The organism is Brucella intermedia LMG 3301 (genome assembly GCF_000182645.1).
Taxonomy (GTDB): Bacteria; Pseudomonadota; Alphaproteobacteria; order Rhizobiales; family Rhizobiaceae; genus Brucella; species Brucella intermedia.
In genome coordinates this window covers 666,501-681,460 of record NZ_ACQA01000001.1, presented here as the reverse complement: position 1 = coordinate 681,460, position 14,960 = coordinate 666,501, and the positions used below count along the sequence as shown (strand labels likewise).

The window sequence follows — 14,960 nt, the reverse complement described above, 5'->3', positions numbered from 1 at the left end:
GCAACCGAAGCAAGGCAATGATCCGTTTTCTCATCAAATCCGCATTCTGGCTGACGCTGGCATTCCTCGTGATGCCACGCATCTTCCCCGCGGATAAGCAGAACACCCCGCAGGAAAAGCCCGCCATGACGGGCACCAGGCGGGAGCCGGATTCCATCGACCAGCTTCTCGCCAACGGCAAAACCGCCGTGGAACTGGGCAAGCTTTGCATCGACAATCCTTCCTTCTGCCAGAACGGAACGTCGCTTGTGTCCAGCGCCGGAAGCGGCCTTCTGGAAGGAAGCCGGGTTGCGCTCGAATACCTGAGCGACCGCTTCGGCACCAAGCCGCAACCGCCGGCGAAAGCGGAACCGGCGGCATCCCCAGCCGTGCAGGGGGCAACCGGCATTCCCATCCCGACACCGCGGGAAGAAGCCCTTCGCGCACTGGATCGCCGCTCGACCGGCGCGATTAGGCGTTAGAGCGGGATTTTTTCAAGTTGAAACGTCATCATGGTTCAAGCTTTTATTGGAGCATGAATCCGAAAACCGGTTGCCACTTTTCGGATTCATGCTCTGGTTTTCCGTGACCTCGCGGCGTTTCATCACTATATAAGCGGCAAGAAATTTTTTCAGGCGAGTACCATGACCACGACCATCGATAGCATCATGTCCGATTTCGAATTTCTCGACGATTGGGAAGACCGCTATCGCTATGTCATCGATCTCGGCAAGGAACTGCCGCCCTATCCCGACGATGCGCGCGATGCCGTGCACAAGGTGCAGGGCTGTGTCAGCCAGGTCTGGCTGAAGACGCTGCCGCAAGGCGGCAACGATCCGGTCATGGAGTTTCTGGGCGATTCCGATGCGCATATCGTGCGCGGTCTGGTGGCCATCGTGCTGGCGCTTTATTCGGGCCGCAAGGCGTCGGAAATCCTGACGATTGAGCCGGAAGCCATTCTGAAAAAGCTCGGCCTCGATGAACATCTGACGCCGCAACGCTCCAACGGCCTGCGCGCCATGGTGGCGCGCATACGGCGTGAGGCAGAGCTGGCGAAAGAATCAGCGTAAAAGTTTCTCAACCGACAAGGCAGCCGCCAGCAGTCTTTTGTCGTTGCCGCCGCGTGCGGTGAGCATGAAGCCGGTCGGCAGGGTCATGCCCGGCATCGGCACGGTGATGCTGCACAGGTCGAACTGGTTTCCAACCTGCGTATCACGCAGCAGAAGCCCTTCCACACGGTCATATTCGGCCTCATCATTGCTGACCGAAGCAATCGTCGGGGCAACGATCGGCGTGGCGGGTGTCACGAACATGTCGAACTCGCTCAGGCGTTCGTCCATTTCCCGCACCAGCGCCGCGCGCGTTTCCATAATGCCGCGATAGGTTTCCATCGGCACCTTGACGCGCACGGCGAGCGGACGCTTCACGCGAAGATCGACATTGGCATCGGGATCGCCAAGCCAGGTCGATGCGTGGACATGGCTTGCCTCGATCCCGGCAATGGAGCCGACGCGGGTTGCCTCACGCAGACGCTGGATCAGGTCATCGACCCCCAGATCGGCAATGACAGCACCCGCCTTTTCAAGAAGCGCGACCGTTGCCTCGAAGTGCTTCACCACGTCCGGCTCCATATCGGCCAGAAGATAGCCCTTGGGCAGCGCGATGCGCAGGCCCTTCAGCGACAGGGCTTCAGGCAGGACCGGCGTTTCGCCCGCCATGATCGCGTCGGTCAGAATGGCGTCGGCGACGGTTCTGGTCAGCGGACCAACGGAATCGAGCGATGGCGCCAGCGGAAAAGCACCGTCGAGCGGAATGCGCCGCGCCGTCGGCTTGAAGCCGACAAGGCCGTTCAGGGCCGCCGGTATGCGCACCGACCCGCCCGTGTCCGAGCCGATGGCGATTTCGCTGGTGCCTTCCGCCGCCGAAACGGCAGCGCCCGATGACGAACCGCCCGGAATGCGCGTGGGATCAATGGCGTTGCCCGGCTCGCCATAATGCGGATTGAGACCGACCGGCGTGAAGGCGAATTCCGTCATATGGGTCTTGCCGACGATGACCGCACCCGCCTCGCGCAGACGGCGAACAATCGCGGCATCTCTGGTCGCGGGCGCCGCGTCACGGCGAATGACCGAACCGGCCAGCGTCGGTTCTCCGGCAATGTCGAAGAGATCCTTGATCGAAACGATGCGCCCGTCGAGGGGGCCGACAGCGCCTCCGTCGCGCAGACGCGCATCGGCGGCATCCGCCTCGGCACGCGCCTGCCGTGCATAAATCTTGCTGAAAACGCGCTCGTTGCCTGCCCGCGCTTCCAGCCGCGACAGGATGCTTTCCAGCCGATCCCGTACCGAATTCATGTGATTTCTCCCACTTCCCCATCAGGCCTGTCAGGCTTGTTTGGGACACAGGCGATAGACCCGCCCCAGTGGAGTGTCAATCCGGGAGATTGCTTCACTTGTTCAGCGGCTGCATCCGGGGACGATAGTCGTCGGCTCCCCAATGCAGGACAGCGCCGCCGCCGCGTTCTTTTTCGAGTTGCGGATTATAGTGCCGGTGGAGCGCGGCCAGGCCGACCTTGAGCAGCATCTTGGCCGAACGCGCGGGCCATTGCCGCTCGCGCTCCACGGTTTCAAGACCTTTCAGGAAGCAGCAGACGTCGACCAGAACGCCGTTCAATTCCGGCCCTACCGCTTCCAGCGCCCGCTCGACCCGGATGCGGCTGGCAAGCGCAATATCCGTCAGTTCGGCCATGCCGCCCGGCCCGCCCGACCCACTCGCCCTGCTTCTGACGCTTTTGTCCCAACGCATCGTGATGGAAGGCATCAGCGAGCCGCGCGTGAAGTCGGCGCGCAATCTTTCACCTGCAAGAAACTCGTTCTGCGAAATAAACGAAGAACCGCTTGCGGTTTTGCGCCGGTAAAGCATGGCAAGCGGCGACTCTTCAGGGTTGATTTCAACCTTCTCGCCCTGCTCATACTCGACGGTCAGCGTGGCTCTTGCCGGGCTAGGCAGCGGCTTGCCCCTCTGCTTCAGGCATCTGTTACCGTGCGGCGCCAGAACAAGCCGTTCATCCTCCCAGCGCAGCAACCCCTTCCGATGCATGGATTCCAGTTCGGCGCGGGAAGCGGCGATGGTTCCGCGATCCGCCGCCAGCAATACATGCGTCGCGCGGACCGAATCCTGAACCTCGCAGGCTCCGCCTTTCAGAAAGCGCATGATCCTCGCTTCGGACACTGACAGTTGGGTGGTCATGCCGCCATCCTCCACTCCACAAAAGCACTGTGCGCAATGCGCTCGAAGGTCGAGACGATTGCATCGAATTCGGTATCGTCGCGCATGTCTTCCACCAGATGGCAGGCATGCATTACCGTGGTGCGGTCCCGTGCAAAGCCCGCGGCCACATCCCGCATGGCCAGCCCGAAAGCCGTGTGCGCGACATACATGCCGATCTGCCGGACCCGCGCGACCTCCCGCCTGCAACGCAATGGGGACCGCAATTCGGTGCCGGAAACCCCGAACATGGCCACAAGCAAATCGATCAGTGCGTCGCACAGCGCCACATTCCGCCGTTGCCGCAACCGGTCGGCGCAGCCCTCCTCCATTGTGAGGCTCAGGTTCCGACCATGCCTTGCTGCCAGCAGCTTCAATGCTTCGAAAGCTTCCGCCCGCGTGTGAATGACATCCGATAGTTCCAAAGACATTCATCTTCCCTCGCCAGAATAGGAATATCTTCTTATACGGAGAAAAATGCAAGAGTGGATAAGTTTTGTAGAATGGATTGTGTTTCGCGGTTAATTTCGACACTTCTAAGATAGGCTAAGGCCTTGTAAGCGTGGAATTAACGGGACCCAAAGGGGTGCGGCTACTCGCTATTTTACAGAAAACTGCGCCAAAATCTAGGAATATTATCCAACGGCATCTCACGAGGTTCATGCTCGTTCACACCGAGAAATGAGGATTGTGACGATGGATGCGGATATCAGACACGCCCGCAAATTATTCCTTGCCCGAAAAAAAGAGAATCAACTGACGGCGATGCAACGCATCGCCTTGCAGATCATCGCCGGGATCGATCTGGATGAAGTTCTCAAGGCGCCGCAGGAAGAAAAGGAACGGACCAAGCGGCGCCTGACGCGCCTTATGGAAAGGGAGCGCCTGAAAGGAATGTGCGGTCACTGGAGTTATGACCTGAACCGACACATCGCATTGAAACAGGCTTTCGACCGGATCGGCTGACGGGGCCAGCATTTCGGAAATGGCACCCCAAGCAAAATGGCCGCTATCGTCGAGCTTGCGCTTTACGATAACGGCCATTTCAACAAACGCTCAAGAATAGATGTGGCAAAGCGCAGTGCGCTCGAAAGTCAGAGCGCTCAAGCTTCCTTCGGCTTGCGGCCGAGGCCCATCTTCTTCGCAAGACGCGAACGGGCAGCAGCGTAGTTGGGGGCGACCATCGGATAGTTCGGGTCGAGATCCCACTTTTCGCGGTACTGTTCCGGCGTCATGTTGTAATGGGTCATGAGGTGACGCTTCAGCGACTTGAACTTCTTGCCGTCTTCGAGGCAGATGATGTAGTCGTCATGAACCGACTTCTTCGGGTTGACGGCAGGCTTCGGCTTCTCAACGACGACAGGCGCTTCTTCGCGTTCGACGTGACGCTTGAACGCGGCATGTACTTCGGCGATCAGCAGCGGCAACTCGCCAGCGCGAATCGAATTATTGCCGACATATGCAGCTACAACATCTGCAGTAAGGCTCAGAAGCAGTTCTGCGCTCTCGTCGTGCGTGTCCAGATTTTCCATCAGATTTCCTTTTTTACTTCTTATTGTTGCGCAATCGACGACTGGAGATCCCCGCCTGCCATCGCCGTTACGTATTCCAACTCTGCCCCATCCATTCCCGACTGCGAATATCAGTTGATAATGTCATTTGCAATAGAATTGTCAAACCACATTACATTAATACCAAGTCTTTCTTCTTGAATCGTCAAATACAAAAATTCGGATCGCAACCGCGCCAACATATGGAAACTTTGAATCACAATGTGTTGGCGTTGCCGCCCCTGTCATTTATTACAGGATATGGGTGGAGCCGCAGTTCACTGCGTTGCTTCCTTTAATTTGCCGAGCTATCGTTAGCAATAGTTTTCTCCCTCAAGTTTTCTTGTACGCGACTCAAGACTAACTGCCTTCCGTAACGTAGCTTTTGGGCGCAGAATCGGGCCTCAAAATGGCATTGTTCAAATATATTTCCACGGATTGAACTCGCTTTCGCCTTTTCAGCCGACTATATAAATATCACCGTCACCCGCTCTTGGTCTGATTCCAACATTTGCCTCCCCTGGTTCAAGCGCTGAGCAAATGTTGGTATTCAAAAGACCGTCAGGAAGTATATGTATCTGGTGGATTTTTCGAATTTGACGTTCGAAACAGCATCTATGTCAGCCGGGATTCATCCTCAAAATCAATCCACTAGAAGGCACTACTTACCTGCCTTGCAGCAAATCGAAACAGTATTCATTGGAATTGTGGATGTCTCAGAGCTTCTTGCAAATTCAACCGCCGCACGCAACCAAACATCCGGTTAATGACACCCGTCACGGGATCACCCGCACCGACGATTATGCCTGGCTGCGCGCAGATAACTGGCAGGATGTATTCAAGGACCCCTCGGTTCTCTCCTCCGAAATCCGCGCGCATCTGGAGGCGGAAAACGCTTATCAGGCAGCGCTGATGAAGGACACGGAAGCGCTGCAGAAAAGCCTGTTTGCCGAAATGCGCGCGCGCATCAAGGAAGACGACTCGTCCGTTCCTTCCAAGGATGGTCCCTATGCCTATGGCGTGTCCTATCGCACCGGCGGTGAACAGCCCTATTTCATCCGCACGCCGCGCGATGGCGGCGCTGAGACCATCCTTCTCGACGGTGACGTGGAGGGCAAGGACAAGGCATATTTCCGCCTCGCTTCCGCCGATCACGCGCCGGATCACAAGCTTTTGATCTGGGGCTATGACGACAAGGGATCGGAATTCTACAAGCTCAAGGTCCGCGACCTGTCTTCGATGAAGGACCTTGAGGACATCGTCACCGACACGAATGGCGGCGGCGCGTGGGATGCACAAAGCGAGGGCTTCTTCTATACGCGCCTTGATGAAAACCATCGGCCATCCAAGGTCTTCTATCATAGGATCGGCACGGCGCAGTCGGATGACCGGCTGATCTATGAGGAGAAAGACCCCGGCTTTTTCCTCGGGGTCGGCGGTTCGGCGCTGGACGACTATATCTTCATCGATATTCATGACCATGAAACATCGGAATGCTGGCTCCTTCCCGCCAGCGACCCGGCGGCCAAGCCGCAGCTCGTCATGAAGCGCAAGACCGGCACGGAATACGACATCGCGCCGGGCGGCGATGTGTTCTACATCCTGACCAATGCCGACGGCGCCAAGGATTTCAAGATCTGCCAGGCGCCCGCCAGCGCCCCGCAGCCGGAAAACTGGGTCGAGGTGGTGGCGGAAAAGCCGGGACGGCTGATCCTGTCGCATTCGGCCTACAAGCATCACCTTGTCTGGATGGAACGCGATAACGGCCTGCCGCGCATCGTGATCCGCGACCGCGAAACCGGCGAGGAACATGCCATTGCCTTTGACGAGGAAGCCTATTCGCTCGGCCTTCATGGCAGCGCCGAATATGATACGGATTTAATCCGCTTCTCCTATTCGTCCATGACGACGCCGGAACAGCTTTTCGACTACAATATGCGGACGCGCGAGCGCAAGCTGTTGAAGACGCAGGAAGTTCCGTCCGGCCACAATGCGCAGGACTACGTCACGCGCCGCGTGTTCGCCAGGGCATCGGATGGCGAACTGGTGCCGGTCTCCCTGCTCTATCACAAGGACACCCGGCTCGACGGCTCCGCGCCCTGCCTGCTCTATGGCTATGGTTCCTATGGCATCACCATTCCGGCCAGCTTCAGCACCTCGCGGCTGTCGCTCGTGGATCGCGGCTTCGTCTATGCCATCGCCCATATCCGCGGCGGCAAGGACAAGGGTTTTGCCTGGTATGAAAACGGCAAGCGCGACAAAAAGGTGAACACCTTCACCGATTTCATCGCCGCCTCACGGCACCTTGTTGCCGAAGGTTTTACCAGCCATGACCGCATCGTCGCCCATGGCGGTTCGGCGGGCGGCATGCTGATGGGCGCGATTGTCAATATGGCGCCCGACGCCTTCGGCGGCATCATCGCCGAAGTGCCCTTCGTCGACGTGCTCAACACGATGCTGGACGACACATTGCCACTCACCCCGCCGGAATGGCCGGAATGGGGCAACCCGATCACATCGGAAACGGATTACCGGATCATTGCCGGCTATTCGCCCTACGATAATGTCAGCCGTCAGGGCTATCCCGCCATTCTGGCGGTGGCGGGGCTTACCGATCCGCGCGTGACTTATTGGGAACCCGCCAAATGGGTCGCCCGGCTGCGTGAACTGAAGACCGATGACCACCCTGTCCTGTTCCGCATCAACATGGATGCAGGCCATGCCGGGGCCTCGGGTCGGTTCTCGCGGCTGGAAGAAGTCGCCTACACTTACGCTTTCGCGCTCAAGGTGACAGGCAAGGCGGGCGGCACGCTCTAGGAGCCTCATCCAGAGCCGCCCTGTTCCGGCTCCCGCCAGATAGCATCGCGTCCAGTTTTCAAGGGCGCGATGCCTTCCTCTTACGCATGCCTTTTCCCGACCGGTCCCGCTTTCGGGAGGCATGCTCTGGAAGAACGCGCCATTTCCCTTATACTATTGTTCTGTAACTATTCTTTTGAAGGAGAGTTCGATGCTGCGTCAGGTCATTGCTGTCTGCCTCACTTCCGCATCGCTTGCGGTTTCCGGCCTTGTTGCGCTGCCCATGTCGGCTGAGGCTCAGGTGCGCAAGGATGTCGGTGAATTTGCCGGCCAGCGCTGCAGCGTGCCGAGAAGAGGCAGCGGCATCATCGTCGGCCAGTTCAGCGGCGTGGACGATTCACCCTTCATCACCGGCGGCGACGGGCTGGTTCCGATCGACCGTATCCGCTGCTTCAGCAGCATGTCCGAATGCAAGGGCTGGCTCTATACGATGCAGAGCAAATACACCAATGCCGGAGCCGCCACGCTGGTGCGCTGCATGAAACGCTGAACCCGGCCTTAAAAATCTGCGGTTTTCATGAAGCGCTGCGGATGGCATCCTCTCACCACTTGATGCATCGCCTTCGGGCGTCATCTTCGGTTTGGGAGGATCGGAAATGCAGCAGGCCAGCTCTGTTCCCAGTTATGTGCATGGCGCGAGCGACAAGCTTCTCATCGGCAATACGATCGGCCGGCATCTGGACCAAATCGCGGAAAAATATCCTGAACGTCCCGCAGTCGTCATCCGCCACCAGAATATCCGGCTGACCTATTCCGAACTCAGGCAGCGGACCGATGAGCTTGCCGAAGGCTTCCTCGCCATAGGGCTGCGCCCCGGCGAGCGTCTCGGCATCTGGTCGCCGAACAATCTCGAATGGATTCTCACCCAGTTCGCGAGCGCCAAGGCGGGCCTGATCCTCGTCAACATCAACCCCGCCTACCGGGCGCATGAACTGGAATATGTGCTGGGGAAAGTCGAATGCGCGGCGCTCATCCTCGCGCCGTCGCTAAAGAGCAGCAACTATATCGATATCCTGCGCAGCATCGTGCCCCAACTCGATGAGGCCCGGCCGGGGCATCTGATGTCCGGGCGGCTTCCCTCGCTGCGCTGCGTGATCCGGCTTGGTACGGAACAGACGCCGGGCATGTTGAATTTCGACGATGTGGCCCAATCCGGCGATGAAGTCACCAGGCAGGAACTGGCGCAGCTTGCGGACGAACTGCAATTCGACGATCCCATCAATATCCAGTTCACCAGCGGCACGACCGGCAGCCCGAAGGGCGCGACGCTCTCGCATCACAATATCCTCAACAACGGCTTTTTCGTTGGGGAGGCGATGCAACTTTCCGAACAGGACCGGCTCTGCATCCCGGTGCCGTTCTACCATTGCTTCGGCATGGTGCTCGGCAATCTTGCCTGCGTCACTCACGGCTCCTGCATGGTAATCCCGAATGACAGTTTCGACCCTTTCCTGACGCTGCAGACCGTCGAGGAGGAGCAATGCACCGGCCTGCATGGCGTGCCGACCATGTTCATCGCGATGCTGGATCATCCGGACTTCAGCCGCTTCGACCTTTCGAGCCTGCGCACCGGCATCATGGCCGGGTCGCCCTGCCCCATCGAAGTCATGCGGCGTGTCGTGAGCGAGATGCATCAAGGCGAAATCACCATCGCCTACGGCATGACCGAGACGAGCCCGGTCAGTTTCCAGAGTTCGACGTCCGATCCGCTGGAGCGGCGCGTTTCCACGGTCGGGCGCATTCACCCGCATCTGGAGGTGAAGATCGTGGATGCGGATGGCAAGGTCGTGCCGCGCGGCGAAAAGGGCGAATTGCTGACGCGCGGCTACAGTGTCATGCGCGGCTACTGGAACGACGCGGAAAGTTCAGCCGGCGCCATTGACGATGCGGGCTGGATGCACACGGGAGACCTCGCGACCATAGACGAGGAAGGTTATTGCAACATCGTTGGGCGCATAAAGGACCTCATCATTCGCGGCGGCGAGAATATCTACCCGCGTGAGATCGAAGAGTTCCTGTTTGCCCATCCGGCGATCAGCGACGTCCAGATATTCGGCATTCCGGACCGGAAGTTCGGCGAAATCATCTGCGCCTGGGTCAAGCTGCACAAGGACGCACAACTGTCCGAAGAGGACCTCAGCGAATATTGCCGGCAGCGGATCGCGCATTACAAGGTTCCGGCGCATATCCGCTTCGTGGATCAGTTTCCGATGACCGTGACCGGCAAAATCCAGAAATTCGTCATGCGACAGGCCATGATAGAAGAACTGGAACTGCAGGAAATTAGAACGGCGTAATTATGCCGTCGTGTCCGGAGTCATATTCTCCAGGAGCGGGATGTTTGTAAGTTGTCCCGCCGTCCCGCTCCCAGGTTTTGTCTGAATATGATCATGTCCGAAGCCGCTCCCACTTTTTCGGAACCATGTTCTAATATTTTCGCTCCCGCCGGCTTGCAAAGCGAAACCGAGAATGCATATTACGTAAACGTAAGATTTTTGGGAGAGTTTCCATGGAAGAACTGATCGCACGCATCACCTCCAAAGTTGGCATCGATGCGGCAACGGCAGAAAAGGCAGTCGGCATGATCCTCGCCTTCCTGCAGAAGGAAGGTCCGGAGGCAGAAGTCCAGAAGCTTCTCGCAGCATTTCCGGGCGCTGAAGAAGCGATTTCGCAGGTCAAGGGCGGCGGCTTCCTGTCCGGTCTGATGGGCGGCGTGATGGGTCTGGGCTCGCAGCTCATGGGCGCTGGCCTCGGCATGGGCGAGATTTCCGGCGTCGCCAAGGAGACCATCCGCTTTGCCAAGGAAAAGGCCGGCGACGAACCCGTCGATGCCGTTATCGGCGCGATCCCGGGCCTCGGCCAGTTCGTCTGACCAACCTTGCATTTTTCGATAAAGGCCCCGGTTTCCGGGGCCTTTTTGCATCATTACTCCCGGCAGAACCATCCTTCGCCGCAGGTCCCACAATCTCCACACGCCAATACAAAACAATAGTAATTAAGTCATGTTTTTCACGATAACGTGAAGCCCATGTAATAATCCCACTAAATTCTGGATGATACTTGCCGCATTGGCGATTTAACCGGTGCGATGATTGCAATGTCCCGGATTGTATCGGATATTTGAACCAAGGGACGAAATCTGTTCAATTTTTAAACGCGGAGGATCGCATGCGTTTGTTTTTCCTGACTGTCAGTTCTGCTGCTGTATTGGTCGCCGGTGTAGCTCAGGCTGACGTCACAGCCGATCGTCAGGCAATCATGAAGGACCTTGGCCGTTCTGTCGGCTCGATTGCTCCCATGGTCAAGGGCGAGAAGCCTTTCGACGCCGCCGCCGCACTTGCCGCGCTGGAAAAGATCGACGCCGACGCCAAGAAAATGGACGTGGACACGCTTTTCCCTGCGGGTTCGGATCAGGGCGACACGGAAGCCTCACCAAAAATCTGGGAAAACAAGGACGATTTCGTCAAGCACGTTGAAAAATTCCGCACCGACGCCGCGGCTGCATTGGCTGCCAAGCCGCAGGATCTGGATGCGCTGAAGTCCGCCTTCCAGCAGGTTGCAGCCAATTGCGGTTCCTGCCATCAGGTCTATCGCGTCAAGAAGAACTGATCTTCACGGTTGACACCGCGCGCACCGGACGGAAACATTCGGTGCGCAAAAGCATTTCCAGCAGAGCGCGGTGCTGCTCCGGCGCCTTCGCGCATTGAGGCTGGCGTGCTGAATGACAGCCATAAGAGCGGTCCGCAATCGTCGGAACCGCCAGACGGGAACGGATGAAATGGTCCGAAAACTGGCATATGTCGCAGGCGCCGTGGTCGTCCTTGGAGCCGCAGCTTTCTGGATTCTGACCACGCCGCAGAAGGTGAGCCAAACCGTTCTGGATGCGATGGAACCGGGCGATCCGGTCAAGGGCGAACAGGTTTTCTGGGCGGGCGGCTGCGCCTCCTGCCACGCGGCCCCCGGTGCAACCGGCGATGCGCGCAAGGTTCTGGCGGGCGGGCACGAACTGGTTTCGGATTTCGGGACGTTCATCGCGCCCAATATCTCCCCGTCCGAGCAGGGGATCGGCACCTGGACGATCCATGATTTCGCCAATGCGATGCTGAAAGGCGTCGGCAAGCAGAACGAACATCTTTATCCGTCCTTCCCCTACACATCCTATACCAGAATGCAGCCGCAGGACGTGGCCGATCTCTTCGCCTTCATGAAAACGCTGCCGCCGTCCGACAATGCAACGGCGCCGCACAGGCTTTCTTTCCCGTTCAATATCCGGCGCGGGCTGGGCCTCTGGAAACAGCTTTACCTGTCAGACCAGCCCGTGGTGGAAATCGCAAATGCCTCCGATCAGGTGAAGCGCGGCCAGTATCTGACCGAGGCCCTTGGCCATTGTGGTGAATGCCACACGCCGCGCAATGTCATCGGAGGGCTGGACAAGGGCCAGTGGCTCGCAGGGGCATTATCGCCCGAGACCGGCAGCGACGGGAAAAGAGGCGTTGTGCCGAACATCACGCCGGGCGAAGCAGGCATTGGCGGCTGGAGCGAGAAAGACATCGCCTATGCGCTGCAGAGCGGCTTCACCCCGGATTTCGATTCGCTCGGCGGATCGATGACCGATGTGGTTGCGAACATGGCCCATCTCGCCGAGGCGGATCGCAATGCCATTGCCGCCTATCTGAAAGCCATTCCGGCGCATCCGAACGGCTATCCGGCCCGCTGAGGTCCAATTGCAAGCTGCGCCCGTCAGTTCGTTCAGGGCTTTTCCTTGTCGTGACGACAAGCGGTGTTTATATGCTTGAGCTCGTTTCGATCTGATTGAATCAGATCGAAACGAACTCTAAACTCTTTTATTGAAAGCATAATCTTATCGATCCTCGTTTCACTCCGATCGGATTATGCTCTAAAGTGAGTTGAACAGAGGGAGCAAGCCGCCTGATGACTGCCGAAGACGCTATTTTTCTTGGCGCGAGCCGCAAGCCAGACGACTCTTACCAGCAGCCGGAATATCTAGCGCTGAAATACGGCAACCGTCACGGCCTCGTCACCGGCGCTACCGGCACCGGCAAAACGGTCACGCTGCAGGTTCTGGCCGAAAGCTTTTCGGCGGCAGGCGTGCCCGTTTTCTGCGCCGACATCAAGGGCGACCTTTCCGGCATCGGCGCGGTCGGCGTTCAAAATGACGGGCTCCTCAAGCGTGCGGCGGAGATCAAGCTCGACCCGTATGAAATGCGCGCAGCCCCTGTAATCTTCTGGGATATTTTCGGCGAACAGGGTCATCCTGTCCGCGCAACCATTTCCGAAATGGGACCGCTGCTGCTGTCTCGCCTGATGAACCTGACCGACGCGCAGGAAGGCGTGCTGAACATCGCTTTCCGTCTGGCGGACGAAGAAGGCCTGTTGCTTGTGGACCTCAAGGACCTGCAGGCGATCCTTGCCGAGATGGCGGAGCGCTCGGCAGAGCTTTCCGGAAAGTACGGCAATGTGAACAAGACCTCGGTCGGCGCGATCCAGCGTTCGCTTCTGGTTCTCGACCAGCAGGGCGGCTCGAAATTCTTCGGGGAACCGGCGCTCAAGATTTCGGACCTGATGCGCACCACCACCGACGGGCGCGGCGTGGTGAGCGTGCTCGCCGCCGACAAGCTGATGATGAGCCCGCGGCTTTATTCCACCTTCCTGCTCTGGCTGATGTCGGAACTGTTCGAGGAGTTGCCCGAAATCGGCGATCCCGACAAGCCGAGGCTGGTCTTCTTCTTCGATGAAGCCCACCTTCTGTTCGACGAAGCGCCCAAGGCGCTGATCGATCGCGTGGAGCAGGTCGTGCGCCTGATCCGTTCCAAGGGCGTCGGCGTCTATTTCGTGACGCAGAACCCGCTCGACGTGCCGGAAACCGTCCTGGCGCAGCTTGGCAATCGCGTGCAGCACGCGCTTCGCGCCTATACGCCGCGCGAGACCAATGCCGTGAAGACCGCAGCAGACACGTTCCGCCCGAACCCGGATTTCAACACATTTCAGGCGATCACCAATCTTGCCACGGGTGAAGCGCTGGTTTCCACCTTGCAGGAAAAAGGCGTGCCTTCCATCGTGCAGCGCACGCTCATCCGCCCGCCCTCTTCACGCATCGGGCCGCTGACGCCGGAAGAACGTGCGAAGATCATCGCGGCGAGCCCGGTCGCCGGACAGTACGATCAGGCCGTGGATCGCGATTCCGCTTTCGAAATGCTGGCCCGCAAGGCGCAGAATGCAGCGGCAGCCCAGCAAAAGACCAAGGAAGAGGAAGAAGGCGGCAGTGGCATCTTTGGTGAGCTCGCCGGTACGGTGCTCGGCACCGGTCGCCGCTCCGGCCGCCAGACGGTGGCGGAAGCAGCCATGAAATCCGTCGTCCGCTCGGTCGGCAATTCGCTCGGGCGTGCGCTCGTGCGCGGGATCCTCGGCAGCTTCAAGAGGTAATTTAAGGCAGTAAGGCAGTAAGGCAGTAAGGCAGTAAGTGAAATAGGGCAGAAGGTTTCAGTCAAGCAAACATATTGCCGTACTGCCTTACTGCCCTATTCCCCTAACCTTACATCACCAGAATGGGTGCCTTTGCCGGAACACGATCATAGAGATCGATGATGTCCTGGTTCAGGAAGCGGACGCAGCCCGAAGAGACTGCCTTGCCGATTGACCACCATTCCGGGTTGCCGTGCAGGCGGTACAGCGTGTCCTTGCCGTCCTGGAAAATATAGAGCGCGCGGGCGCCAAGCGGGTTCTTGAGACCCGGAGCCATGCCGCCATTCTTGGCGCTGTACTGCACCAGTTCCGGCTGGCGGGCGACCATTTCATCCGGCGGAGTCCAGCGCGGCCACTGGCGCTTGTACTGGATCACGGCGCGGCCCGACCATGCAAAGCCTTCGCGGCCAATCCCGACGCCGTAGCGCATTGCCTGACCGTTTTCGAGGACCAGATAGCAGAAGCGGTTGGCCGTATCGATGACGATCGTACCCGGCAGTTCGCCGGTCGGATCCTGCACCACCTGGCGCAGGAAGCGCTTGTCCATCTTCTGGATCGGGATTGCCGGAAGCATGAAGCCGCCATCTTCAACGGCGGCGTACATCTGCGCCCAGCCGCCATAGGATGAATCGACATTGGCCTGCGGGGTGCGGTTAATCGGGTTGCCCGACTGATCCACATCGATAATTGGAACATTCTGCCCCAACTGAGCGCAACCGGCCAGGCCGGCGGCCGCTGTTGCTGTCATTGCCGTCAGAAAGGAACGGCGGGTAAGGGTCGTTTGCATATGAAAACCAGTTTAGTGACGGGAGGAGTTACAGATAC

General features: G+C 58.5%; 15 protein-coding genes. 10 read left to right on the top strand and 5 right to left on the bottom strand.

Translation table 11 applies throughout. The annotated features are described in order from the left end of the window. The first annotated feature begins 17 nt into the window (after window positions 1-17). Both OINT_RS03170 and OINT_RS03165 read left to right on the top strand, forming a co-directional pair. Complete coding sequence (locus OINT_RS03170; protein WP_039852422.1) at window positions 18-461, top strand: hypothetical protein; 444 nt, start codon at window positions 18-20, stop codon at window positions 459-461. Between the two features lie 162 nt (window positions 462-623). Continuing rightward, window positions 624-1,049 carry a SufE family protein gene (locus OINT_RS03165; RefSeq protein WP_006466328.1) on the top strand — a complete coding sequence of 142 codons (426 nt, stop codon included), beginning with the start codon at window positions 624-626 and terminating at the stop codon, window positions 1,047-1,049. On the opposite strand, the gene OINT_RS03160 is transcribed toward OINT_RS03165, so the two are convergent. The 3 genes from OINT_RS03160 to OINT_RS03150 all read right to left on the bottom strand — a co-directional run bounded on the left by OINT_RS03160 (window position 1,041) and on the right by OINT_RS03150 (window position 3,671). Continuing rightward, on the bottom strand, window positions 1,041-2,333 hold the full coding sequence (locus OINT_RS03160) for an amidase (protein ID WP_006466327.1): 1,293 nt from the start codon (window positions 2,331-2,333) through the stop codon (window positions 1,041-1,043). The two genes, OINT_RS03165 and OINT_RS03160, sit on opposite strands and share 9 nt — an antisense overlap. A gap of 94 nt (window positions 2,334-2,427) precedes the next feature. Beyond that, window positions 2,428-3,228, bottom strand: a complete 801-nt coding sequence (locus OINT_RS03155; protein WP_039852420.1) for a DUF6456 domain-containing protein — start codon at window positions 3,226-3,228, stop codon at window positions 2,428-2,430. Continuing rightward, window positions 3,225-3,671 (bottom strand): helix-turn-helix domain-containing protein, encoded by a 447-nt coding sequence (locus tag OINT_RS03150; RefSeq protein ID WP_039852890.1) that lies wholly within the window; start codon window positions 3,669-3,671, stop codon window positions 3,225-3,227. The genes OINT_RS03155 and OINT_RS03150 overlap by 4 nt, the downstream gene beginning before the upstream one ends. Window positions 3,672-3,942: 271 nt before the next feature. On the opposite strand from OINT_RS03150, the gene OINT_RS22750 reads away from it, so the two are divergent. Beyond that, window positions 3,943-4,212, top strand: a complete 270-nt coding sequence (locus tag OINT_RS22750; RefSeq protein WP_022570218.1) for a hypothetical protein — start codon at window positions 3,943-3,945, stop codon at window positions 4,210-4,212. 137 nt (window positions 4,213-4,349) lie between these two features. On the opposite strand, the gene OINT_RS03140 is transcribed toward OINT_RS22750, so the two are convergent. After that, on the bottom strand, window positions 4,350-4,778 hold the full coding sequence (locus OINT_RS03140; protein ID WP_006466324.1) for a Ros/MucR family transcriptional regulator: 429 nt from the start codon (window positions 4,776-4,778) through the stop codon (window positions 4,350-4,352). Window positions 4,779-5,507: 729 nt separating this feature from the next. Here OINT_RS03140 and OINT_RS03135 point away from each other — a divergent pair. From OINT_RS03135 to OINT_RS03105, 7 genes are all read left to right on the top strand, one after another. Continuing rightward, entirely contained in the window at window positions 5,508-7,613 is a 2,106-nt protein-coding gene (locus tag OINT_RS03135) for a S9 family peptidase (RefSeq protein WP_039852417.1), read from the top strand. A gap of 190 nt (window positions 7,614-7,803) precedes the next feature. Then, window positions 7,804-8,142: a hypothetical protein gene (locus tag OINT_RS03130; protein WP_039852416.1), complete on the top strand. Its 339-nt coding sequence runs from the start codon at window positions 7,804-7,806 to the stop codon at window positions 8,140-8,142. A 106-nt stretch (window positions 8,143-8,248) separates the two neighbouring features. Next, window positions 8,249-9,949, top strand: a complete 1,701-nt coding sequence (locus tag OINT_RS03125) for an AMP-binding protein (protein ID WP_039852415.1) — start codon at window positions 8,249-8,251, stop codon at window positions 9,947-9,949. 212 nt (window positions 9,950-10,161) lie between these two features. Further along, window positions 10,162-10,524 (top strand): DUF2267 domain-containing protein, encoded by a 363-nt coding sequence (locus OINT_RS03120; RefSeq protein WP_006466320.1) that lies wholly within the window; start codon window positions 10,162-10,164, stop codon window positions 10,522-10,524. Between the two features lie 296 nt (window positions 10,525-10,820). After that, entirely contained in the window at window positions 10,821-11,261 is a 441-nt protein-coding gene (locus OINT_RS03115; RefSeq protein WP_021587924.1) for a c-type cytochrome, read from the top strand. Window positions 11,262-11,430: 169 nt separating this feature from the next. Continuing rightward, on the top strand, window positions 11,431-12,369 hold the full coding sequence (locus OINT_RS03110) for a cytochrome c (protein ID WP_039852408.1): 939 nt from the start codon (window positions 11,431-11,433) through the stop codon (window positions 12,367-12,369). A gap of 215 nt (window positions 12,370-12,584) precedes the next feature. Next, window positions 12,585-14,096, top strand: coding sequence for a helicase HerA-like C-terminal domain-containing protein (locus tag OINT_RS03105; protein ID WP_006466317.1), 1,512 nt, complete (start codon window positions 12,585-12,587; stop codon window positions 14,094-14,096). A 109-nt stretch (window positions 14,097-14,205) separates the two neighbouring features. Here the strand turns inward: OINT_RS03105 and OINT_RS03100 are convergent, their stop codons facing one another. After that, entirely contained in the window at window positions 14,206-14,922 is a 717-nt protein-coding gene (locus tag OINT_RS03100; protein ID WP_006466316.1) for a L,D-transpeptidase, read from the bottom strand. Window positions 14,923-14,960 lie beyond the last annotated feature (38 nt).